The sequence below is a fragment of the Sphingobacterium sp. UGAL515B_05 genome, assembly GCF_033097525.1.
Classification (GTDB): domain Bacteria; phylum Bacteroidota; class Bacteroidia; order Sphingobacteriales; family Sphingobacteriaceae; genus Sphingobacterium.
This window is the reverse complement of record NZ_CP109907.1, coordinates 5,844,340-5,868,155: the sequence shown is the minus strand read 5'-3', so window position 1 is coordinate 5,868,155 and position 23,816 is coordinate 5,844,340. Positions and strand designations below refer to the sequence as shown.

General features: G+C 37.1%; 15 protein-coding genes. 9 read left to right on the top strand and 6 right to left on the bottom strand.

Annotation, left to right across the window (positions count from 1 at the left end):
• Nucleotides 1-11 precede the first annotated feature (11 nt).
• The gene (locus OK025_RS24615) at nucleotides 12-788 is read right to left on the bottom strand and encodes a hypothetical protein (protein WP_317667384.1); all 777 of its coding nucleotides are present in this window, start codon (nucleotides 786-788) and stop codon (nucleotides 12-14) included.
• Between the two features lie 224 nt (nucleotides 789-1,012).
• Here OK025_RS24615 and OK025_RS24610 point away from each other — a divergent pair, with 224 nt between their 5' ends.
• Nucleotides 1,013-1,762, top strand: coding sequence for a hypothetical protein (locus tag OK025_RS24610; protein ID WP_317667383.1), 750 nt, complete (start codon nucleotides 1,013-1,015; stop codon nucleotides 1,760-1,762).
• Nucleotides 1,763-2,230: 468 nt separating this feature from the next.
• Here OK025_RS24610 and OK025_RS24605 read toward each other — a convergent pair whose 3' ends face one another.
• Nucleotides 2,231-3,208, bottom strand: coding sequence for a DUF6602 domain-containing protein (locus OK025_RS24605; protein WP_317667382.1), 978 nt, complete (start codon nucleotides 3,206-3,208; stop codon nucleotides 2,231-2,233).
• A 628-nt stretch (nucleotides 3,209-3,836) separates the two neighbouring features.
• On the bottom strand, nucleotides 3,837-4,448 hold the full coding sequence (locus tag OK025_RS24600) for a Crp/Fnr family transcriptional regulator (protein ID WP_317667381.1): 612 nt from the start codon (nucleotides 4,446-4,448) through the stop codon (nucleotides 3,837-3,839).
• Between the two features lie 471 nt (nucleotides 4,449-4,919).
• Between OK025_RS24600 and OK025_RS24595 the strand changes: the two genes are divergently transcribed.
• From OK025_RS24595 to OK025_RS24560, 8 genes are all read left to right on the top strand, one after another.
• Nucleotides 4,920-5,762 (top strand): RteC domain-containing protein, encoded by an 843-nt coding sequence (locus OK025_RS24595; RefSeq protein ID WP_241282511.1) that lies wholly within the window; start codon nucleotides 4,920-4,922, stop codon nucleotides 5,760-5,762.
• A gap of 239 nt (nucleotides 5,763-6,001) precedes the next feature.
• Nucleotides 6,002-6,301 carry a helix-turn-helix domain-containing protein gene (locus OK025_RS24590; protein ID WP_241282514.1) on the top strand — a complete coding sequence of 100 codons (300 nt, stop codon included), beginning with the start codon at nucleotides 6,002-6,004 and terminating at the stop codon, nucleotides 6,299-6,301.
• 71 nt (nucleotides 6,302-6,372) lie between these two features.
• Nucleotides 6,373-7,752 (top strand): DUF4099 domain-containing protein, encoded by a 1,380-nt coding sequence (locus tag OK025_RS24585; RefSeq protein ID WP_317667380.1) that lies wholly within the window; start codon nucleotides 6,373-6,375, stop codon nucleotides 7,750-7,752.
• A 5-nt stretch (nucleotides 7,753-7,757) separates the two neighbouring features.
• A complete protein-coding gene (locus tag OK025_RS24580; protein WP_317667379.1) occupies nucleotides 7,758-9,842 on the top strand; it encodes a type IA DNA topoisomerase in 2,085 nt (694 codons plus the stop codon).
• A 174-nt stretch (nucleotides 9,843-10,016) separates the two neighbouring features.
• The gene (locus tag OK025_RS24575; RefSeq protein WP_241282520.1) at nucleotides 10,017-10,454 is read left to right on the top strand and encodes a DUF1896 domain-containing protein; all 438 of its coding nucleotides are present in this window, start codon (nucleotides 10,017-10,019) and stop codon (nucleotides 10,452-10,454) included.
• Complete coding sequence (locus OK025_RS24570) at nucleotides 10,441-15,762, top strand: N-6 DNA methylase (RefSeq protein ID WP_317667377.1); 5,322 nt, start codon at nucleotides 10,441-10,443, stop codon at nucleotides 15,760-15,762. The genes OK025_RS24575 and OK025_RS24570 overlap by 14 nt, the downstream gene beginning before the upstream one ends.
• 239 nt (nucleotides 15,763-16,001) lie before the next feature.
• Complete coding sequence (locus tag OK025_RS24565; RefSeq protein WP_241282524.1) at nucleotides 16,002-16,748, top strand: hypothetical protein; 747 nt, start codon at nucleotides 16,002-16,004, stop codon at nucleotides 16,746-16,748.
• Nucleotides 16,749-16,782: 34 nt separating this feature from the next.
• A complete protein-coding gene (locus OK025_RS24560) occupies nucleotides 16,783-17,319 on the top strand; it encodes a hypothetical protein (RefSeq protein WP_241282526.1) in 537 nt (178 codons plus the stop codon).
• Here the strand turns inward: OK025_RS24560 and OK025_RS24555 are convergent.
• From OK025_RS24555 to OK025_RS24545, 3 genes are read right to left on the bottom strand one after another with little or no spacing between them, the layout of a single operon-like run.
• Complete coding sequence (locus tag OK025_RS24555; protein ID WP_241282528.1) at nucleotides 17,316-17,846, bottom strand: hypothetical protein; 531 nt, start codon at nucleotides 17,844-17,846, stop codon at nucleotides 17,316-17,318. The genes OK025_RS24560 and OK025_RS24555 overlap by 4 nt on opposite strands.
• A 6-nt stretch (nucleotides 17,847-17,852) precedes the next feature.
• Nucleotides 17,853-22,739, bottom strand: coding sequence for an ATP-binding protein (locus tag OK025_RS24550; RefSeq protein ID WP_317667376.1), 4,887 nt, complete (start codon nucleotides 22,737-22,739; stop codon nucleotides 17,853-17,855).
• Nucleotides 22,736-23,809, bottom strand: coding sequence for a ComEC/Rec2 family competence protein (locus OK025_RS24545; RefSeq protein ID WP_241282531.1), 1,074 nt, complete (start codon nucleotides 23,807-23,809; stop codon nucleotides 22,736-22,738). Before OK025_RS24545 ends, OK025_RS24550 begins: the two co-directional genes overlap by 4 nt.
• Nucleotides 23,810-23,816 lie beyond the last annotated feature (7 nt).

Below are 23,816 nucleotides of genomic sequence, written 5' to 3'. Positions count from 1 at the left end.
CGATTTTTACACTAGTCTTTGATGTAGTACTCGGTTCCATTCAGACCGACATAGATTTCCTTGTCGAGGTCGCCGCGATAGCCAATAAACAGCGGATACTGCTGTTCGCGTAATGGATTATTATAAAGCTCCTCAATATTCGCATACTTTGCTTTTACAATGATTTGATCAGTCTCACTATTTTTTATTCCCTTTAGTAAAGTGTTCTCACTGGTAAAATCTACGTAAGGTATTTCTTTTCTTTTGGGGCGGAAAATCAATTTAACTCCTTCCTCAATCAACTCCTTATTTTTTATGCGAAATTCCTGAATGGATTGCTCTTCCGGAAATAGTTGTTTTCCACTCTGGTTGTCTTTGATGTGTTGAAAGAGTGTGTTTTGATCTATGCTGTCGCTATAATAAACAGTTGAATTTTTGTACAGATAAATTGTTGTTTCACCTGTCTTAAAATCGGCGGCATTGTATTTATACACTCGTGTACCCATTTTATCGATGCGGTAGCGCTCGCCATTGAATAGTACCCAAGCATAGTCTTCTGTTCCATATTTAATGATCTCGGGATTATTGACATGGAAAAGCTGAAAGTTATAATCAGCTTCGAAGAGTTCTGCTTTTTCAAAGAGTGCTTTTATCTTAATGTTTAGCGATTTGTCACAGTAACCATATAAGCTGTTCTGCATGAGTGTGGGAATTAAATCAGGATACATCAAATCCGTTGAAGCTAGTTTATCTTGGGCTGGGGAAGGTATACTTAAGAGGGTTAGAAGAAGTAAAACAAAATTTTTCATCCGTTGTGCTATTTAATGTGCGTAATAAAATTATCAAATTAAATCTGTTAAAAAATCAATGAAAATAGTGATTTTTAATCGTGGGAATAGATTTAGACATTGAATTACTTATATTCGGGTGTTAGCTGTTATTCCATCCGAAATTATTCATAAATTGATAAGGACAAAGACAATTCGCAGATAATCCTTAAGACAATGCTGATTTAACGTTAATTGCAAAAAGAATGAAACAAAACACACTTTTTTTAATGCTCATCTTTTTTTCAATTGTTGTTCAGGGGCAACAATTTGACAGTACCTATGGAAAACCATTGATTGTGCTCACTGAGACAAATCCTTGGGTAATGGTTATGGGGTCTGACATACCGTCATTTGCACTTTATGAAAATGGACAAATCATCTATAAGCAAGTCGAAAATAAGCAGTTGAAAATTTATGAAGTAACATTGGGGAAATCCGAATTAGAATATGTAATTAAGTCATTAGATATCACAGACGGCATTTACAAATTACCCCAATACATAGAAGTAAGCTCTTGGACAGATCAGCCATCAAATGAGTTAATTTTGAACATTGACTCAATTAAAATGATTAGTGTATATGGCAATATTGGGACAAAAGATGAAGACAGAAAAGCGGCACCTAAACAATTCTTGACTGTTTACGACAACATCAAAAAATATAAGAGTAAGTCTGCAAAAGAATGGTTACCAAACAAAATTGAAGTAATATTTTGGGACTATGCCTATGCGCCCAATAAACGGCCTTGGCTTTCGGGGTTTCCAGATTTAAATTCTCCTGCAACGGTGAAACGAGGTGACGATGAAAATACAATGTATAGCGTTTATATTGACAAAAAAGATTTTGAGGAGTTCAAAAAATACTATCTATCAATGGAGGAAAAGCAAGCAGTGGAAATCAATGGAAAGATGATGGCGATTGATTACCGATTACCTTTTCCAAATTTAGAGTAAACCCGGCCGACCCTTCTTTCGAATCCTAATAGCTTTAAAACAAGAAAAGCTAATCTTTCGATTAGCTTTTTTCTTTGTGAACCTGAAAGGATTATCTTCGAACTCTTTACTTATGGATTTAAACTGGATTTTGCGCATATGTATTTGATTTTTAGTTGTTTATATTTTTTAAAAAAGTGTTCGAATCCTGTAGCCTTATGTTAAGAGGATTTACTTTTCGAACTTTTATCAATTGATAAACTGTAATAAATATTGTAATTAATTGATATACAGTATATTGGTTTTATGTTTTTGAGTTCGAATCCTTTAGAGTTATTTGTTTAATGATGAAATCATGATTTAATTTTTGTATTGGAGTTGAAATAGCAACTCCAATACAATTTTTAGCGCTATGCCAAATTTGAGATTTATTAGGCCAGCACAATAGAATTGTTGAGTTCACTTTCTGGCTCTGATATAAGATGATTATTATTTTCTAAAGAACTTGGCAGTTTCTTCGTCAAATTTTTTAACGTCTTCGGGTTTAAAATATCTTATATCTACTGCACTACCATTTTCCCATTGCGTTGATCCCATACCGTACATACTGGATAATACATTTGGATTATATGTTCCTTTTAATAAAGCTATTATATCGAAAGCAAATTCCGAAAAGTATGATTCTCCATAATCGAGCTGTAATTTTCTAAAAGTACCATCTGCTACCTTATAGCTTTTCGACTGTGCATAAAACAAAAGTGATTGATTATCTCTTACTCTTTCTTGCGACTCTCTAAGGAGTATTAATTTGCCGCTATAATATTTTTCTATGGTTTCACCACGGAGTATATAACCTCCATAAAATCCCCTCATTGCTGCGGCTTCAACTAATTCATCTAGAGCAGCGAAATCCATTTCGTCTTTCTTTCGAAGCTCATAAAAGACCGTCGCAAAAAAGAAGTTAGGCGGAAGATATAATTTGAGAGGATGGTTCGCAGGCTCCGTACAAGCTAATAGCGGTTTTAGTTTTGTCAATTGTTCTACCGCTTTTTTGACTGCCTTTTTGTTGAATGCAGATTTAACCTCAATTACTCCATGAACATATTCCACCGGAATTGCCATGAATCGTCCTAGTTCAGAAGAATCGGCATTGTTTTCTATCCACAGTACTGGTGATTCTAACTGGTCGTAAATGATTACGTCATAGTGAATAAAATTTTCAGCATTTTGTACTCCAGGCGAAATGATGTAACCGGCTGTAACACCATACCGCTTTGGTAAAAATTTGGTGAGCCATTTGCGGAATGCTGATTCTGCTACGTTACCATGACCTGTCTTTACCTGCCGTTTATTGGAATGCTCCTTTGCATTATCATATGCGGAAAGCATTTCATCCCTTGCTATAAGAAATTGTTTCCAACCTTGATTAGGAATCTGGCTTTTTAGTGGAGAATTATCATGTGCCATTTCTAAATATTTAGCTATCTAAATTACAAATTTTGTTTTTTGAATTTGAAAAATCTTGTGTACCTCTTGTATGGCATGTTTTTAATTCTTGATAGTATATAAAGAATTAATAGAGTTGGCAAAGGACCAACTCTATATTTTGTTTTATCTTCAAAAACTGTGGATCATATTTCAATTGTTTATCCATAGATTTTTATATGTTTGCAAATTGCTTATTAGGTTCGGGTGTAGTTGAGATTAACAGATTTGTGGGGCATTAACTGTTTCGATTTTTCTCCTCTACACGGGGATTGAGCAGCTTAGGTGGTGGTCGTTTACGTCTTTTTTTCATCTTCTTTAATTTTAGTTTACGATTTTGGTTTGGGTAAGTGAACAGGTCTAACGTATTGCTAGCATCTCACAAGTTAGCTGTCCATCTTTTATATTACTAATTTGATAAATAGTTTTACGTGAATTCGTTAGAATAAATATTTGGAGGATAAAAAATAATATCCGTACCGTTTATATCAATAATTGCTATACTACGAAAGTCACAAACTAGATCGTCCTGTGATAGTTAACCTGACCTATCTTTTCCTAGAGTGTCCTAAACAAAAATTTAGTGAACAAAATTAATGTGCTAAATACGTTAAAGTACCGTTTTTGAACGGATCCTACTTAATGTAGACTGCGTTATTCCAAGGTACGAAGAAATCATTCCTAAAGGGACGCGTGCAACGATATTCGGGTATTTTCTGATTAAATGTTGATACCGTTCTGTTGCACTAAAAACACGTAATTCATTGGCCTTCTCCTCGGCTTTTATATAATAGGTCTCAGTTAGAATTCTCCCGATATAATTGAATTCAGGAAACTGCTGATAGAGCTGCATGAGCTTCTCATGGCTAAGTACAAGAAAACTTGTTTCTTCTATAGCTTCCAAAACTTCAAAAGATCGTTTCTGACTGAAAAAGCTATATACAGAAATTGCTAGATCCCCTTCAAAGAGTAGCCAAGACGTCATATCCTTTCCAAAACTGTCAAGGTAGTAGGAGCGTACTAAACCTTTGACCACAAAGAAAAGTGACTTCTGGATTTCATCGATATTAAGTAGAATATGCTTCTTGTTTACTTTTTGCAAATATGTATTTAACAATAAAGCGTCTCGTAGCCCTGGCGACATGGAATGAATACTATCAAGAAACTTTAAAAGGGTTTCTTTCGCTGAGTTTTCTTCCAATGTACTTACCAGATTTTTCATTTAGACTTTGTAGAAGTTGAATTGGTGGTTATTAATGATAAACGTAATTTACGATTAAAATTTCAATTAAACCTGATTTTTTTGCTTTTTATCAAAAAAAATGGTCGGAAATAGTATTTAATTTGTTATTATGAAAACCACACTGCAATTTTTGACCTATGAAAAAGATCTGTTAGAAAAAGTACACTGTATTTCTGGAATTAATACAAATACGCTATATGTATTTCTTTTTAGTATTATTATTTTTTATTGTAATACCTAAAACTTACCTGTCAAATTAAGCAACTTCTGTTATATACTCAAATCTTTATTAGAAGCGAGCGGATAATAATTAACTTACTACGAATAATTAAAACCCCTTATAATCAATGATTAAGAAATAAATTATAGTGTATATTTATTTTTGTTTTATCTCAACACATCGGGATATATTTTAAAGTGTGGGGCATAATCACTTTAAAAAACAATCATATGAAACAGGCATATAAAAACATTTTATTAACTATTGAAAAGGAAGAGATAAATGTATCAAGGAGTACAAGGAGTGCTATTGATGAAGCTTTCCACATGGTTTCATTTCTTGATAAGACTCTAACCGAATTAAAAGCACAAATCAGTCAGAAAGGTTTTGAGAGTATTCTGGACGAAATTATTTTTTTTAAAAGAGTTAAACCGGAAATTCTGGGCAGGCTTATGTTTTACAATAAGGTAGTAAAAATTGAAGCATATAGCCCTTTAAATTCGGAATTAACCGGCGCCTACTATACGGAGCAGCTTAAGCTACTCAACAAGGAATATAAAAAAAATATAGCTTCTTCAGATTTTTACAGTTATTATCGTACCGGTAGGTCAGACAAAGATGAGTTCTATTATAGACTAGGAAATATAAACTACTTTGATGGAGTAGATAGCTTCTTCTTTGAGGTTGACAGGGATTTTTCGACTTATTACGATTATAAGGTCGCGCAGATCAAGGCTTACGATCTTTATCATTCTTACCTTTCGGGAAAATTCAACAGAGTCGAACCTACAAATAACGATGATTTCGATATCAGTGAAGATGCCGAATTTTCGTGGACTGATTCAAAGAATGCTCTAATTGAGCTTATCTATGCCCTTCACATTTCAAGAAGTGTTTCAAATGGCCGTGTTGGAATTCGGAAAATCAGCCAGCTCTTTGAGGATATATTTGAGGTAAGTCTCGGTGACATTCATCATGCGTTTTACCAGATGAAATTTAGAGCAGGACAAAGAGCCCGCTTTCTACATTCGCTAAAATACAATCTTGAACAATATATGGACAATGATTTATAGATTGGAAGAGAATCAATATATATGAAGGGTAATCCAACGGGTTATCCTTCTTTTTTTACCCATACCAAGTCATATCGTACCCATGTAGATGTTTCTAATATGCTCTCCCAGGCAAAAATCACACAAAGAAAGGCTGCAAAAAAAAATTATATCTGACTAGCATATGGGTATGCACCCTGTTAGATTTTGCCGGAAAAACAAGGCCAATTTTGGCTCAGTAAACCAAACAGCAAAAGGCTATGAATATTGACAGAGTTGAATTTTTGAATTGGATGGAACGAATCATGAAAAGATTCGACGTCCTTGCCGGTGATATCGAAAATAGAGAAAAGAAAAGGCTCAGTATCGACGGCGAAGAATTATTGGACAACCAGGACGTTCTGCAAATGTTAAAGATAACATACCGTTGTCTGCAACGCTACCGTACCATCGGTAAGATCAAATACTTTACAATTAGTGGAAAAGTGTTCTACAAAAGTTCTGACGTCCACCAGTTTATCCGTGACAGTTACCATGGGGGAAAGTATACGCCTATGTAGGAAACAAAAAGAGAGTGGGACTTACACTTAAAATCCTTCCAATAATTTCAAGCACTTAAAGACTTTCTATTATGAACGAACAAACTATTTCTAAAGAAAACCAGCCGCAGCAAGTACTTGAAGCTCTTTCCGATATTCTTTTAGTACTTGATAAAAAGAAGAACCGTATCGAGGCGGTAAAGGGTATGGATGAGGAAGGGAATCTGCAAACTTCTACACCTAAGAAGTCAAATCTTCTGGATTTTATGCGTGTGGATAAGGGGGACGCTATAAGCAATTTCTTTTCGAACTTCTGGCGCCGGCTCAATGATCCATTATCCTTCCGGTTTTTCAGGTCTCCTGAAATTAATCTGGATGAAGTTGCTAAGAAGCTACAGAAAGCCATTGACCATCCCACTCCCGAGGGTATTAAGCTTCTTGATGCACTTGAAATCAAATATGACAATAAGTTAAATAATAAAAATATGGAAACAAATCAAACATCGGAGGGCACAGCGCCCGCAACGGAGAGTAGACCTCATAAGTACAATGCTCAGGAGATCGACTGGACATCACTTGAAAAACTGAATTTAAATCGTGAACTGCTTGAAAAAAACGGACAACTTGAGAAACTGCTGAAAGGGTATAAATCTGATGGGATTTACCGACTTGAAGGGAATTTTGATGGTGTTGTGATGAAAGGAGATGCACGGCTTTCATTACGGAAAGTACAGGACAAAGTTGTCGTGATGGCTCATGGAGTCCGAGTGGAACCAGATCTTAAAAATCAGTTTTATGGCCATTCTTTTACAGCTGAGGATCGGGATAATTTAAAGAAAACAGGGAACATGGGGCGCGTTGCGGAACTTACAAATTATTCCGACGGTTCGAAGGTGAAGGCTCTCATTAGTATTGACAAATTAACCAATGAGGTTGTGTCCTTTCCAGTAGATCTGATCAAGATCAGTGAAAAATTTGGTGGTGTGAAACTCAGTCCGGAGCAAAAAGCTGAACTGCTGGAGGGTAAACAGGTCCTTGTGGAAGGTATGGTAAACTCGAAGACGGGAGAAGTCTTCAATCAGCATCTACAATATAACGCCGACGCGAAAAAACTTGTTTTTGTCGGACAGGGCGAGAGCCAACAACAGGCGCAGGTTGAGGGCATCCCTGATGAATTTAGAGGTAAAGTTTTGGATGAAAAGGAAAAGAAGCTTTTGCAGGATGGTGAAGTGATTCATGTGAAAGATATTGTCAATAAAGAAGGCACAAAACTTTACTCAGGCTATGTCTGGCAAAATAAAGAGAGCGGAAGATTAGAATTCGATTTTGATCATCCCAATCAGGAAAAATCTCAAAAACAGACAGAGAAACAGGGGCGAGTGCAAGAAAAAGAGGAGACTTCTACGAATAAAAATGCGGTTCAGAACGGTACTGTGAAGAAGGAAAATATCAGAAAACAAAAAATGAATTGATCCTAATGAAAGCAATTATTGCGGAAAAGCCCTCAGTAGCTTATGAGCTTGCACGTATTGTAGGTGCAACAGATAAAAAAGACGGATATTGTGAAGGCGGAGGTTTTCTGGTGACCTGGGCACTGGGACATCTAGTAGGTCTTGCTATGCCGGAAGATTATGGGATTAAGGGATTCAGTAGGGAATCCCTTCCCATTATTCCATCAAGATTCAAATTAATAGGAAGAAAAATAAAGTCGGGTAAAGGCCTTATTGTTGATGAGGGATCAAAACGGCAGCTTGCAGTAGTTGAGACTGTATTTAAGCGGTGCGAAAGTATAATCGTGGCGACTGATGCAGGACGTGAGGGCGAAGTTATCTTCCGGTTTATCTATCAATATCTCGGCTGCACAAAGCCCTTTGAGCGACTTTGGATTAACAGCCTTACTGAAAAGGCCATAATCGATGGATTCAAAAATCTCTTGCCGGGAAGCGATTTCAATGGTCTTTTTCTAGCCGGTAAGCAGCGGTCTGAATGCGATTGGCTTGTAGGAATCAATGCTACGCAGGCGCTGACCGTTGCCTTAGGTGATGGACTTTTTTCTCTTGGAAGGGTACAGACGCCCACTCTTGCATTAATTTGTCAGCGTTTTCTAGCGTGTGAATCATTTGAGGTTAAAAACTACTTTCAGCTTGAACTTTCTTCTATAAAAGAAGGTACTCGTATTAAGAGTTTTTCGACAGATAAGTTTGAAGATAAAGAAAAAGCTGAATCAGTAAGGAGGATTTTGCAACGTGTCGGAGTGGCAGAAGTGAAACAGGTAGAAAAGAAAGCTGGCACAAGTCAAGCGCCACTTCTATTTGATCTGACAGGACTGCAGAAAGAGGCAAATAAAAAGCTCGGTTACTCTGCTCAGCGGACCCTGGAAATCGCCCAGCAGCTTTACGAAAAGAAATTTATAACCTATCCTCGAACAGGATCCAAATATATTCCCGAAGATGTCTGGCCTGAAATACCCGCACTGATTCTTGCCTTAGGTTCTCGATCTTCCTGCAAAGATTCTGTTGATACCATCAAGTGGGAACGCTACAACAGACATATTGTAAATGATGTCAAAGTCACAGACCATCATGGTATACTGATTACTGAAAATATTCCGACCCGATTGAACGCTGACGAGGATGTTCTCTATGATATAATCGCCAGGCGCGTGCTGGAAGCTATTTCGCCTGCATGCCATAAAGAAATCACAAATGTGAAATTTGGTATTCTCCATTATGATTTCGATTTGAAGGTTGTCAAAATTGTTTCTGCAGGGTGGAAAATTGTCAACGGTGATTTTGATGAGGAAGGTGATGATCTGGTTACCGATTTTCCAGATTTGCAAGTAGGAATCCAGGTTAAAATAGACAGTTTAGAGGTACTTTCAAAGAAAACCAAACCTCCAACACTATACACGGAAGCTGATCTGCTTCATAAGATGGAAAATATTGGTTCTATGGTAGAAAATGGACAGGAGCGCAAGATCCTCAAAAGCTTAGGTATAGGAACGCCGGCAACAAGAGCTGCTGTGATTGAAACCTTATTTGACCGCGGGTACGTCAAAAGAGAAAGCAAGGCTATTGTTCCTACAGATAAGGGGATGCTTGTTTACGAAATTGTAGCCGATAAGAAAATTGCTGATGCGGCAATGACTGCGCAGTGGGAAATTGCATTTGAAAAAATCGAAAATGGCCAACTGGATGCCGGGATTTTTCATGCTGAGGTAGAGCTGATGGTACAGGAGATCACCAATGAGCTATTGAATTCTAGAAGAAAATCAGCAAATACCGTACATCTAAGCTGCCCTAAATGCAGTTCTGCTGTAATGCTCCGTGAAAAAATAATAAAATGCACAGATGAGGAGTGTGGCTGGAAATTATTCCGAAACATTTGTGGTGTCCAGTTACAATACAAAGAAATTGAAGCGCTTTTAACAAAACGGCGAACACCTTTAATAAAAAAAATGGTGGGTAGAAATAAGAAACCATTTAGCGCTTATATTTTACTGGACGGATCTGGTTCGACCACTTTTGAATTTGAAGAAAAAAAGAAACATAAATACAAATAGTTCACGATGTGATTTGGTTAGTGAAGCCTGGAGCCTTAAATGGTTCCGGGTTTCTTTTTTTATAAGGTTTTAGGAATATCGATGCAAGAACAGGAACGGATAGGACACATTGCCAACAGTGCAGCTCAGCCAAGCTAGGTTTACCGCTATAAAACTTAAAAAAATTATAGCAATATGAAAAAGCATAACCAGGACTATTCCTATTACCAATTAAAGTTGCAGGATCACATTGATTCAAGTTTTCCTGAAAGATCTGCTGATACAAATTTTATTGAGCAGCGCGCCAGGTGGGCAGCAAACGCATACGATGGCGCATTTAGGGCAGGCAATCCTATTGATGAATGTAATGAGATCGCCGACGGTATTCTTTATGAGGGATTGCACTTTTCTAAATTTGATTCTCTGTTTGAGGTTCTGTCCTACGAATTTTCTGATGTTTTTGATGAACTCGATTATCGCGATTTTGCACTCAAGATCCTTCCAAAATGCCAGGAATGCTTTGACCATTATGAATTGACTGATGATTTTGCCTATACAACTGATTACGATCTGCTGTATACTGAGTTAACAGGTTTTATTGCTATTTGGATTGAGCAAAATGGTATTCGATAAGAAACGCCATTTACGGCAGAACATTGATGCCATCACAACAAGTTTCAGTATTGAAAAGGAGGGGCGGGAAGCAACTGAGCAAGAAAAACTGCTGCTACGTAATTTTTCGGGATTTGGAGGCTTGAAATTTATCTTAAATCCCGTCTCATCATCGGATGACATCAATAGCTGGAAGGCTTCTGATCGGCCTTATTTTGCGATGACGCAGGAATTATTTACGCTCATCAGAGAAAATACAGAAGATCAAAGTAAGTATCCCGACTATGTGGCAAAAATTAAGGGCTCTATCTTGGATGCATTTTACACACCGAAAGAGATTACCGACCGCATAGCAAAGGCTATACTTGAAACGGGAATAGATATTCGTAGCATGCTTGAGCCATCGGCCGGTGTAGGAGCTTTTATTGATCCCTTTAGAGAACTGGATAATTTAAATATTTGTGCTTATGAACAGGACTTAATAACAGGGAAAATCCTGAAAAATTTGTATGGTTCCCATGCTGATATCAGAATAGACAGCTTTGAGAATATTGGCAAAGGAGATACAGGATATGATCTCGTTATTGGTAATATTCCGTTCGGAACCACTTCAATATTCGATCTAACTTATTCAAGGGGTACAGATAAGGCCCGGAAATTTGCCGCACAGAGCGCCCATAATTATTTCTTTTTAAAAGCTACGGATAAACTTCGAGAAGGAGGGCTGCTAGCATTTATAACTTCGCAGGGGGTTCTGAACAGTCCTTCTAACTATCCGATCCGTGAAGCATTGATGCGGGAGCACAGTCTGGTGGCTGCGCTACGGTTACCAAATAATCTATTTGAAGAAAGTGGTACGTCTGTCGGTACAGACCTTATTGTTCTGCAAAAAAATACACAGCCCCGTTCCTTATCTATAAGTGCAAGGGATTTTATGGGGACCACAGAAAACTGCAACCTCTTATTTTATAATCCAAACCACATTATTGCTACGCGTTCTTTTCAGGATACTGATCAATATGGGAAGCCGACAACGGTGCATGTGCATGATGGTGGAGTTGCTGGAATTGCAAAGGATGTTCATATAAAGCTTTCAGAGGCTTTCCGGCAGTATTTCAACCGCGAGCTCTATGATGAGCACAGCATGAAAGTGGTCGGTAAAAAATTGACATCAGAAACAACTCTAAATATTCCAAAAAAAGTGAAACCTGATGCTAGTAATTCTGAAACAGTGACTCAACTCAGTCTTTTTTCCGATCAGGTTATTGCTGACTTATCGGTTAAAAAGGCAAAGAAAAGTAGGAAAAGCACAAGCCAAAATAAGGTCACAAATTTTAAGCAGCTTTCCTTTTTTGATGCAGATGAAGTTCATACAAGTGATGATAAACCTCGAAGGGCTAGTAGATCGGATCAGCAAGAAAGTGTACTAAAAAAAACTGTATCAGCAAATAGAAGAAAAGCTACAGCGTTAGCATCGTTATTCCATGAACTACCTGATGATTCGGTGTTAAAAAATGAGGTCAGAGCCTTTGACGGTGAAGTGAAGGCATTTTACCGCGAAGATACTATAATTGTTTCGGGTAATAGTGTCGGGAAACTAAAAATTAACCGTCTTGATGGAACCTATATTTTTCATCCGCTTGAATTATCCAAAAAGGATGAGGAGCGAATCAAGAGCTATATCAAACTTAGGGATAGCTACCATTCGCTATATGAAATTGAAGCTAAAAGCAGAGAGGAGGATAAGGAGGGGCGACAGCTTTTAAATAGGACTTATGATGAGTTTACTGAACGGTTTGGAAAATTAAATACAGCCGAAAATATTAAATTCATTAAAATGGACTCTTCCGGAAATGAAGTTCCTTTTCTTGAACGGGTGGTTGGTGGTGTCATCCATAAGGCAGATATTTTTGCACGTCCTGTCAGCTTCTCCATGACAGAAATTGCTGTAACCAGCGCTTCAGAGGCTTTGTCGGCTTCACTTAATCAAACGGGCTCCGTAGATCTTGCTTTTATGGCGCAGGTAAGTGGCCTCACCGAAAACGAATTGCGGAAAGATCTGCAAGGACATATTTTCTTCAATCCGTTATCTGGCGCATTGGAAGTATCTCAGAAATTTCTTGCTGGAAATGTTGTTTTAAAAGCTACGCAACTGAATAATTACCTTGCTAAACATCCGGAAGACACGGAAGCCCGGGAGAGTCTGGAAGCGCTTGAAAAAGTCATACCTGAACCGATTAAATTTGAGGAGCTGGATTTTAACCTGGGGGAGCGTTGGATAGGCACAGAAATTTATAACCGTTTCGCAAGCCACCTCTTTGATACCGATGTGCAGATTTACTATTCAGAGAGCAGCGATGATTTTTCTGTAATTGCAAAATCCAGCAATATAAGGATTACAGAAAAATATGCTATTAAATCTGAGAGTCGGACATTTGATGGATTAAACCTGTTGCGGCATGCTCTTGTTAACACCAATCCGGATATCACCAAAACTGAATACTTAACGGATGGGACTGCCATCAAGGTCAAGGATATGGATGCTATCCAGATGGCCAATGGCAAAATTGATGAGATCCGGCATGAATTTACGGATTGGCTTTATCACCAGGGCGATAATTTTAAAAAGGAACTTACCGGAAGATATAACGAGCTTTTTAATTGTCATGTCAGACCGTATTACGATGGTAGCCATCAAACATTTCCCGGACTTGACCGCAGGGCGGTAGGCATCGAGGATCTGTATCAAAGTCAGAAAGATGCCATTTACATGCTTAAAAGTAACAATGGAGGTATTTGTGATCATGAAGTTGGGGGAGGCAAGACACTTATTATGTGTGCCGGAGCGCAAGAAATGAAAAGGTTGGGGCTAGTTCACAAGCCAATGATCATAGCGCTAAAGGCCAATGTTCATGAAATTGCAGAAACCTACCGAAAAGCTTATCCGTTTGCAAAGATATTGTATCCCGGTAAGAAGGACTTCACACCCCAGAAAAGGCTTAAGATTTTTGGTGAAATCAAGAACAATGATTGGGACTGCATTATCCTTACGCATGACCAGTTTGGTATGATCCCCCAATCAACAGAATTGCAGAAAGAGATACTTCAAGCGGAACTGATGTCTGTGGAGCAAAATCTGGACGCATTACGCAATCAAGGGAAAGACGTATCTGGTGCAATGCTGAAAGGTGTAGAAATCCGGAAGAAAAACTTAGCTGTGAAGCTTAAGACACTGGAGCATGATATCGAAAACCGAAAGGATGATGTCGTCGACTTTAAAATGATGGGTATTGATCATATTTTTGTTGATGAGAGCCATAAATTTAAAAATCTTATGTTCAATACGCGTCATGAGCGCGTAGCTGGATTGGGCAATGTACAAGGCAGCCAAAAGGCACTCAACCTACTTTTTGCCATCCGTACAATTCAGGAAAGAAATGGGAAAGATCTTGGTGCAACTTTTCTTTCTGGAACAACTATTTCAAATTCACTTACAGAGTTATACTGCCTTTTTAAATTTTTAAGACCAAAAGCACTGGTAAGACAGGGAATTAATTGTTTTGATGCATGGGCTGCTATTTATGCGCGTAAATCGATAGATTATGAATTCTCGGTTGCCAATAATATCGTTCAAAAGGAGCGGTTCAGACATTTTATAAAAGTGCCCGAACTGGCCCAATTTTACACTGAAATCACCGATTACCGTACTGCGGCTGATATCGGAATTGATAGGCCTATAAAAAATGAGATCCTTTACAATATACCGCCAACCCCGGATCAGGAAATTTTCATTAAAAAGTTGATGGAGTTTGCAAAGAGTGGCAATGCTGAGTTACTTGGTAGAGCTCCTCTAACACCGACAGAGCAGAAAGCCAAGATGTTGATCGCGACAGATTTTGCAAGGAAAATGTCCCTTGATATGCGGCTTATATCTTCGCGATATAGGGACGATCCAGGAAATAAAGCTTCTGTTTGCGCAGCAAATATTGCAAAATATTATAAAAATTTCAATGCGCAGAAAGGGACTCAATTTGTTTTCTCAGACCTCGGCACTTTTAAACCGGGCGAGTGGAACATATACAGCGAGATTAAGCGGAAACTTGTCGAAGATCATGGGATACCGGCAGAGGAGATGCGCTTTATTCAGGAAGCAAAAACGGAGGATCAGCGTAAAGAACTGATCAAAGCTACCAATGAAGGGAAAATTAGGGTGCTCTTTGGATCTACAGAAACGCTAGGAACGGGCGTAAATGCCCAAAAGAGGGCAGTAGCTGTGCATCATCTGGATATTCCATGGCGGCCTTCGGATCTTGAGCAGCGGGACGGTCGCGCTGTACGAAAAGGCAATGAGATTGCTAAATTTTTTGCTGACAATAAGGTCGATGTTTTTATTTATGCTGTAGAAAAATCATTGGATGCGTACAAATTTAATACACTAGCAAATAAGCAGCGTTTTATCGGACAGTTAAAGAGTAATACCATCGCAGTACGGATACTTGATGAAGGGGGAATGGATGAAGTTTCGGGTATGAATTTTTCCGAGTATGTGGCTTTATTATCAGGTAATACCGATCTATTGGAAAAGGCGAAAGTCGAAAAGAAAATTTCTGTTCTTGAAAGTGAGAAACATGCTTTCTTACGATCAAAGTGGAGTTCCAGTTCCAAATTGGAAAGTCTGCAAGAAGAACTTGAAGCGAGAAAGTCCCGTTTAGCAAGATTAAATGCAGACTGGGAAAACTTTGGAAATCGTGTCCAAAAATCGCAAGATGGAAAAGTTTTGAACCCGATCATGTTGGAAGGCTTGCGCAGTGATCCAGATGTTAAAGAAATTGGTGCAAAGCTGGCTAAACTTGCAGAGGCCTCAAGGACCGGCGGTGATTACGAAGAGATAGGTACTTTATATGGCTTTAGACTGCTCGTAAAAACGGAGATGACCCAAAAAGAAGGATCCGGCTCAACTGAAAGAGATAACAGGTTCTTTGTGTGCGGTGAAGGAAATATTAAGTATACGCATAATAATGGTATTATGGCGAGCGACGCTGAGCGGGCAAGCTTAAATTTTCTCAGTGCCCTACAAAAACTTCCTGGACTTATTGACGAAGAGAATAAGAAGGTAAATCAACTGACAGCTGACCAAATCGTACTGAGTGATATTGTGAATTGCAGTTGGAACAAAGAAAAGATGCTAGCAGCTTTGAAAACCGAACTCGCCGCTGTGGAAAGAAAAATACAGGCATCATTGGAGATAAAAGATGATGGTGGTAGCGCTCAACATGTAAAATCAGAAACCGAAATAGAACTCAAAAATTCTTCTGCCTTTAAATTATAGGAGGGGAACCAACACTTTTGTTGTAAGTGTCTTTTGGGAAAACTTTTACAATTTTTATATGCTGAAAATTAATTGAATAGATTTCGTAGGCTGTTTCGTTAATTTAATGGCCTATTGATAAAAATGATCATGGTCTTCAATATTTAGAAAAATTCAAATTCGAAAAGTAAGGCAACACGGCATGCATTTTCTATTTTTTCTTATATTGGGATTAGTATAAAATTCTTGAAACCATTATTATGAAGAGTATCAATCAACGTTTGTTTCATAAAGGAAAATCGATTGTAAGCATAGGATCCATATTTAGATTTATAATCATAATCGTTGCAATGTGCATGTTTGTGCTATCGAGTATTGCCTTTTTTTCAACACAAACAATACTCTTCGGAAATCACTTTGAATTTTCGCCCGATGGTATTAATTTTTACATTAAACAATTCGCTAGATATAATGGACTCTTTGCAGCAACAATTACACTCATAGTCGCTTATTACGGTATTGAAAGGCTGAGGGCAGCAGAAAGGGCTAACATTGATAAGGTTAGGCTTGATAGATATTCTGACTGGAAAACGATTACTGATGCCAGGCTTGATGTTGTAAAAGATGAGAATCCCCTATTCAGAAGAGAGTTTATTACTATCAGATATCAGCTTTTTGAAGATCTATATCCAGCTTTTTCAATTGAAAATAAAAAGCAATTGCAAACACTTTTTAATAAATATTTCGGAACTCTAATCCCGGCATTTGAATCAAATAATCAAAAACAGCAAGGGATCGGAGGAATATACACATCTTCAGATCATTCATATTTTGGTCAGGATTTTCTGTTTGTATTTCTTGGCAGTCTTACTGGTAAAAAATATGACAATGCTGATGAAGATCTATTACAAATGTATAATGATAATCTCCCGCACGACAGAATTATAAACTCTCTCTCGTATCAGATTGCGTTAGAACGGTATTTAAAATACAAACACAAGCAGTAATTTGTAATTATTTACCTAAAAAATAAAAGAAATCATGAAAGATTATTATCGGCTAACTACCGGCGAAAAGCAAGAAATAGCTCAAAACCTAATTGATATTTTTGAGAAAGATAGCATACCGTCTGCAGATACAATAACTTTTATCTCTAATTGGATACGCACTGACCGTAGTGAAAAATTTAAGGCGTATTATGATGTGTGGGATATTGTATTAAGAAATTTCATTCCAAAGACAAAACCTATATTGATCAGAAGCATTCCCCGTAGATCTAAAGCAGAATACATTGCGAGCTTTACCAACACGGCATATTCCGCGGTAAGATTCGGAGAGCGAAAAGGCTATTGGATTGTATGTGATACAAAAGATTGTCTGCCATCTTTGGAAATAAATAAAGGGAGATACAGAAATACCTTTTACCCTCTTAGCGATGTATTAAAAAAAGCAAAAGCTAATGGCGGATACGGTTTCTCTGACCGATTTCTACGAGACTACGGCGGAGAAGACGAATACATTATGAAAATAGACTACTCAGTGATGCAATTATTAAAATACATAGATTACAAGTATTAGACTAAGTTTTCTTCCAAGAATTCCCTGCCGTTTTGGAAAAAACGAATCTCGTATTGCCCCGTATTTTTTTTAGTTCCAAAAATTATTGCTACACCTAATTTGTAATTGTAATGATTGCCAACAAAGTCAATGGTTAGGTGTTCAAGTTTAATAAGGTCAAATTCTTTATGTTTTCTTGTATGACTGTCCTTTTTTACTTCGATCACAACTAAGTTATGATTATTAGTTAGTCTTCTATGAATAATAATGTCTGGATTAATTTTGTAATTATCGTTATCATTTGGTTTGAAACCTATTTCCATCATACGGTTTTTTGCTATATCTAATGCCTTCCTATCATTGGGCTTATCTATATCACCATTATATTCGGGATCAACGTCTAGCTCGGGAAAGAAAGGCTTCAAGTAAAAAGCCAAATGGGTTGAAATATTAAGTTCATTAAGCCCTCTAGAAAGGTTACCAGCTTCCTTTTCCAATAGAACATTTATGGCGTCTTTGATATTTTTTACAATTTTTTCTATTTTCATATTTTTTTATTTATACTGTATTAATTCATCTTTCAGCATGTAAGCTTTTGGGGAAATAATAGCTATTAGAAAATCCAGGATAAAGAGGTAATCTGTTAGCAATTCTTTGCTAGTTTTTATTTTGTTTCCATAATTATAAAAAGCTTTTTCAGCGAAGTTTTCCAATAGCTCTCTATTCACTTCATAAGCATTTTTCCTTTTAAGTATCAAGGCCACCCAACTTAAAGATTCAGGCATAAACTGATGAAATGCCACACCATTCAAAAACTTGATACATTCATTTATTTTGTTAAATTCATACTTTGTAATAAACTCTTTGTAATACAGGCTTTTTCCTTCAAGCACATGCCAGTTTTCCGAGCCTGCTTTCCAGTCCAGATCCATAAAAAAAAGAGGCAGGTAAAAAGTAGTTGCATTTTCAATTGTCCACTCTCGCAAAACATCCCAGAGCGCCCAGAATTTACCTTTGTTTGATCCATTTGCTACTGATCTTATAAATTCTTTGACTAGCCTATATAAATAATCTTTTACGTCGCTTTTATTAAACTTTTTATCATCAGTTATTGTAAGATCAAGTAAATCCTTAAACAGCGGTTTCGAAATTTCGGTTGGCTGGGAAAGTAAAAATCTTGGATAGAAGAAAGTGAAAGCATGTCTACTGTCGTAATAATCCGATTTGCTACCAAAGGTCCTATCACCCAAAAATTCCAGGTGAAGTTTAAGAACTTTTTGAACCATGTCATGTTGTTGAGCAATTGTCGTTGTCCATGGTATAATACGGAGGGCATCATCAAGGAGCCAGTGGGTGGGCAGATCCAGATTGAACGATAATGTTGCAGTTTTGTCAATACTGCCATCGAGAACTACTTTGGTTAAGTTGTCCACAAATTCTTTCTCAGTTACAAGAGTTTCGTTCTCGCATTCTACTTCTTTTCCATACTTCCACATGGCTTCCCTGCGGCGCTCTTCAATAGAATTCGTTTCTTTTTTGAATTCCATAAAATTTAATAGTCCATACCAACAATTTAATACAAAGTCTGGATCATCTTTTGGAAGATGGTGTGCAACTCCAACTTGAAGTGCAATTCGTTCCTGTTCGTCTAGTCCACTAATCAGCAATCGAAAAATTAATTCTTTTATTTTCAATTTAGTGGCTTCATCTGTTTCATAATTAATATTAAATGAAAGACCAGTAAGAGCAGCTTGCTTACCAAATACATCTAAATACATGTCCATAGATTCTTGGGCTCCCAATTTTGTTTCTGCAAAATCCATGATAGTTTGCCGACACCATGTTAACTGTTCCTCGTTCATTTCTGTAAAAAAATCGCGTAAACCAAGTGATGCCATCAATGTTTTTGAAATCATCAAATCAAACTGGCCTTTAGAATTTTGAATATAATCATATCCTACTCTCCACTTTTCGTAATGGTGATCATCAATAGGTTTATTATCATAGGCATCTTTCGCCCAAAACACATTAACAGTCGGGGCTAGACTGAGATCTTTAGTTTCTGTCACATTTTTCCGAACTTCCTCATCGTAACCTGGTTGGATTTGGATCAATTTTTTGCCATTAAATTCAACAGGTATATGCTGATATTTACGGGCATCCATATCAAATAGAAATTTTCTCCATAGATATTCCTCCGCTGGAGCTTGTTCCCACATCGTATCAATTTGCTTGAATAATAGATCATTTTGGGTGCGATAGATAAACATATAATCAAAAACAAAACCTACAAGGCCCTGGTAATACTTTCGTCGATGAATTTTTTTATTGGATTTAATTCTTTCACTTTTCTCGTATTCATCATCATTGAATACTTCATTAGTATGTAATTCTGACATCCAACGGCTTGACTCCCACCAGAAAAAAATCTGTATGCCTAGAAGAGAAACTGAATTTTCGTCTAAAAGTTCAGGATGAGCCTGAATTACACTTATAGCAATACCCAGAAATGCAACATTCTTAGATTCTTTGATAATTCTTTGCAGGTATCCTCTTAGCACTTGATCTGAGACTTCCCCTATAGCATCAAGTAGTCCAGCTTCAAGTGCCATTAACAATGAGGCAATGTGCCGATTTTCAGATCTGCTACTCCGATACATACACCAATACTCATAATTTCCATAGTAGTTTTTTGAAGTACCATCGTAGAAACTTACAGTAATATTATCAATTTCTTCATTTTGTGATTTTAAAACGCTCTGATTTTTTTCAAACGCAGCATTTAAAAAAGTAATAATGAAATCCAGTGCTTTGTCTGGATGATAAAGAAACATCCAATAAAAAAACGTGTGGTAAGCACTTGGAAAACCATGTTCAGTGTTAAATGCTTTGTTCAAACCGAAATCCCTTGCATCAGATCTACGAAAATTAATGGGTCTATATGGTGATTTTGCATTATCCTCTTCCTTTGCCAGCCAATCCTCATTAGCAATAGCCAACACGTCATCTGGGAAAAAACGGCATATTTGATCTGCGATTACCCCATCGGTAATATATGCTCTAATTTGATATAAAAATTGAGGATTAGTCCATCGCTCATTTCCTACACTGGGATTTTTCGAAGCCTGTATTAAGTTTTCAACTATCGACGGGGCCGACGCCGTCAATTGAAAGATTATTTTTATGTATGGCTTTAAAACGGAGTTGACAGAATGGTATTTTGCCCCACCAATAAATACTTTCTGAACCCGATGAACGAATCTTTCCAAAAAGTGGGCAACACTTTTTGAACAAGTTGGAAGTGTTTGCGGATTGAATTCCGGTAGTTGGGTCGCCCACGCCTCAATAAGTGCTATGTATTCGCTATCGATTTTGAACGATGAAATTGTATCATAATTATCCCAAATAAAATCTATAATATAGTCCCAGCCTGAACCTATTGGTAATAACTGATCTAAACTTTGTTTGGTCGGGTCTATACGTTTACATCCGATCTGAAGCAAAAACATTATCTGTTTCAAAAACTGCCCTTGGTTGCTAAGAAGATTATCTTTTAATGCATCTAAAAGTATTGCAGCGTTCTGAGAACGAAGTGATACAACTAAAAGTTCGTCTTTCCATGATTGTGACAATAAACTATCTTGCAAAAGGTCATAAACAAAACTTACCGATGCGACGGGATCCGTAACATAGTATTCTTCCATCCACAACCTAAATGCCCTTTTCATTGCAGGGTTATTTTCCATGGATTCTAAAAAAGTTCTACTGTCCGGCATCAGCCTTTTTTGCTCTGAAATAAATCTTATCAACGCCCAATCTTCTAAAATATCATGTGATGGACTATATTCAGGATTTATTACGATATCGTTCTGTTGTATAATGTTGTCTCTCAAAAGTTGAGAAATCAGCTCATCACTTCCTGAAAAGTCGGTGAAGAGGCGCATCTCTCGTGATCTTTTTACACAAATTTCGTAAAAAACAGCTCCTCTGGATATGTTTCCATTCTCCACTATATGCTGCCACATCAACTTCTTAAATTTTATTTCATCTAATTGTTGCTCACTTTCCAGAAAAGGAATAATACGAACAGCCTTGTCAAGATAATAGGGGTTATGAAGTAAATGCTTGATTTTTGGATTTTCAAGTAATGTTTTAAGTTGGGGGATGGCATCCTGAACTTGTTGTATCTCTCCATCATTAAAATCATTGACTTCTAAATATGTATTGTTTTTTGGAAGCTCAAAATAAAAATGAATGCGAAACCTTTGTAACAAATATTCCCTAACTGTTATTAAAAGGATAATACGATTATTTGATTTGATAACTTGGAGCAGTTCATTAAATGCCCCCGAAAATTCGGATTCTATTAATTTTTCAAAACTTTCAATCCAAATAAGAACATTTCGTGCGGATAGGGGACTACCGATAATTTGAGGGATTGTCGCATTATATCTGGCACTCTTCATTGCTTCATCTAAGGTATTACAGTAGAGATTTTCTGGAGTAAGCGTAATGACAGTATAATCACCTTCGGATTTTAATTCTGTCACCACAGCCTTCGCTAGCGCTGATTTTCCCACACCGGGCTTCCCATGGATAACGACAAGATTATTTTCTTTGATAGCACGAGTCAAAAAACTTGTATCACGATGAACATTGAATGAACCAACTGTCTCCCTAGTTCTTAAATTGATTATTTCCCTATTTTTATCCATTATCCCATAACTATCCAATATTTCAGGATTAGTTTCGGGTTTTAATTCTTCAATAAGTTTGAATTTGTTAGGATCAATGAGGTTATTATATGCTGAAATCTTCGTTGCTATAAATGTATTACCATCTTCGTATGTATGGATTATTCCTACAAAATAGAGATTTCCGAACAGATCGGCATAGGCTCCTGAACCTGAAAGACCTGATACATTTGACATGGCCTGTTGATAAAAAGTATCTAGCGCTCCTTCATGATGCAATGTGAAAATATTTGGATTATGCTTTTTATTTTCAAGAAATTTAAGCGAAAAAGGCTGGTCGTCTTTTTGATCATTAAAATTTGCGAATCCCCTAACTTTATAGTCTTGAATAGTATCATCTGTATCAGTTACCTGACTGAAAAACCTCTTTCCGGTTAGTGCTACTATATCATTCGCAGGAATAATAATTAAGGCCAAATCTTCTTCATTATTTACTGAGGTTATCACGACTGCAGTATCTGAAAGAACATATGAATGATAGGTCAAGGACTCCTCATTGAAAATTTGATCTAGCAGTATTCTTTCTTTTGAATACGTTTTGTTAAACTTTTCCCCAACTAAGCAATGTTTTGCGGTTAAAATATATACATATTCAGTATCGGCATCTGGAAAGTATATAACTGCGGTCCCAATGTCTTCATTGCATTGAATTCTGATAGTAGAGAGCTGGGGCAAATTTAGGTTCATATTTTTTCAGTAATTTTTTCGAATAAAAATAGTTCGTTTTCAGGACCGATTTTCTTATAGGTAGTATCAAATTCGTAGCACGATTCTACTTCTGCATCAATTTTAAATAGATCTCTCAATTCCTTTGTGTCACAGGAATAATGAATTTTAATTTTTATTTCATTTTTCTTTCCGTGTTCTAGTAATCTTACCAAAGCTTCCTTATCTGGATGTCGATTATGGATGCCATTACCAGTAACAACAAAATTTTCTGTGTTGACCATTTCCAATAGTCCAACGCTCGTATTTGCTTTGCTTCCGTGATGAGATAACTGCATAAAGGAGAGAGGAATGGGATTTGTTGAACTATACCGTAAGGCAGAAAGACTATCTTCAATATCTGATGGGTGGCTGTCTGCTAAAAGTAAAGCCTTAATGTCGCCAAATTCAACAAGGATAGCGATGGAACTGCCGTTAACTTCATCTTTATCTTGATGAAAAGGTAGATCTTTAAGCTCAGAGATAGTTTTCGCATGATCTGACTGTGAAGCTTTTCTGCCAACTTTCATTGTCCGCTCTTCCACGGTCCATAAATCTTCAGCTTTTTTTTGTTTTTCAGGCGTTGGCGAAAGGATCGTCATCTGCAGACCCTGAACCTCAATAGATTTTGTTTTTGTATTTATAGAAGGTTCGCTTTGAATGTAGCTCTTTTTGATATATTCTCTTAAAGTAATGCCATCACGGACTGAAATTTTCTCACTGGGTATTTGGATAGGTTCGGTGGTACTGTTAAATATAAACCTCTTAACAGCATTGGGCTTATCTTTTATGGTATTATCTTGTAGGAAACCCAGAACTGCACCGATGTGATCTCTGTCAACATGGCTGATTATCCAATGGTCAACGACTTCATCAGCAGCTAAAATTTCTTTGATAAGTGGAGCAAAAGCATTTTTATATTCACGGGCGTATCCACCGTCAATAAGTATATTGTGCCAGTTCGAATCTTCTCCTAAAAATCTTATGTGAATGGCGTCACCGCCACCGGTATCATAAAAATGGAAACTTATTTTATGTGTTTTTTGAAGCATAATAACA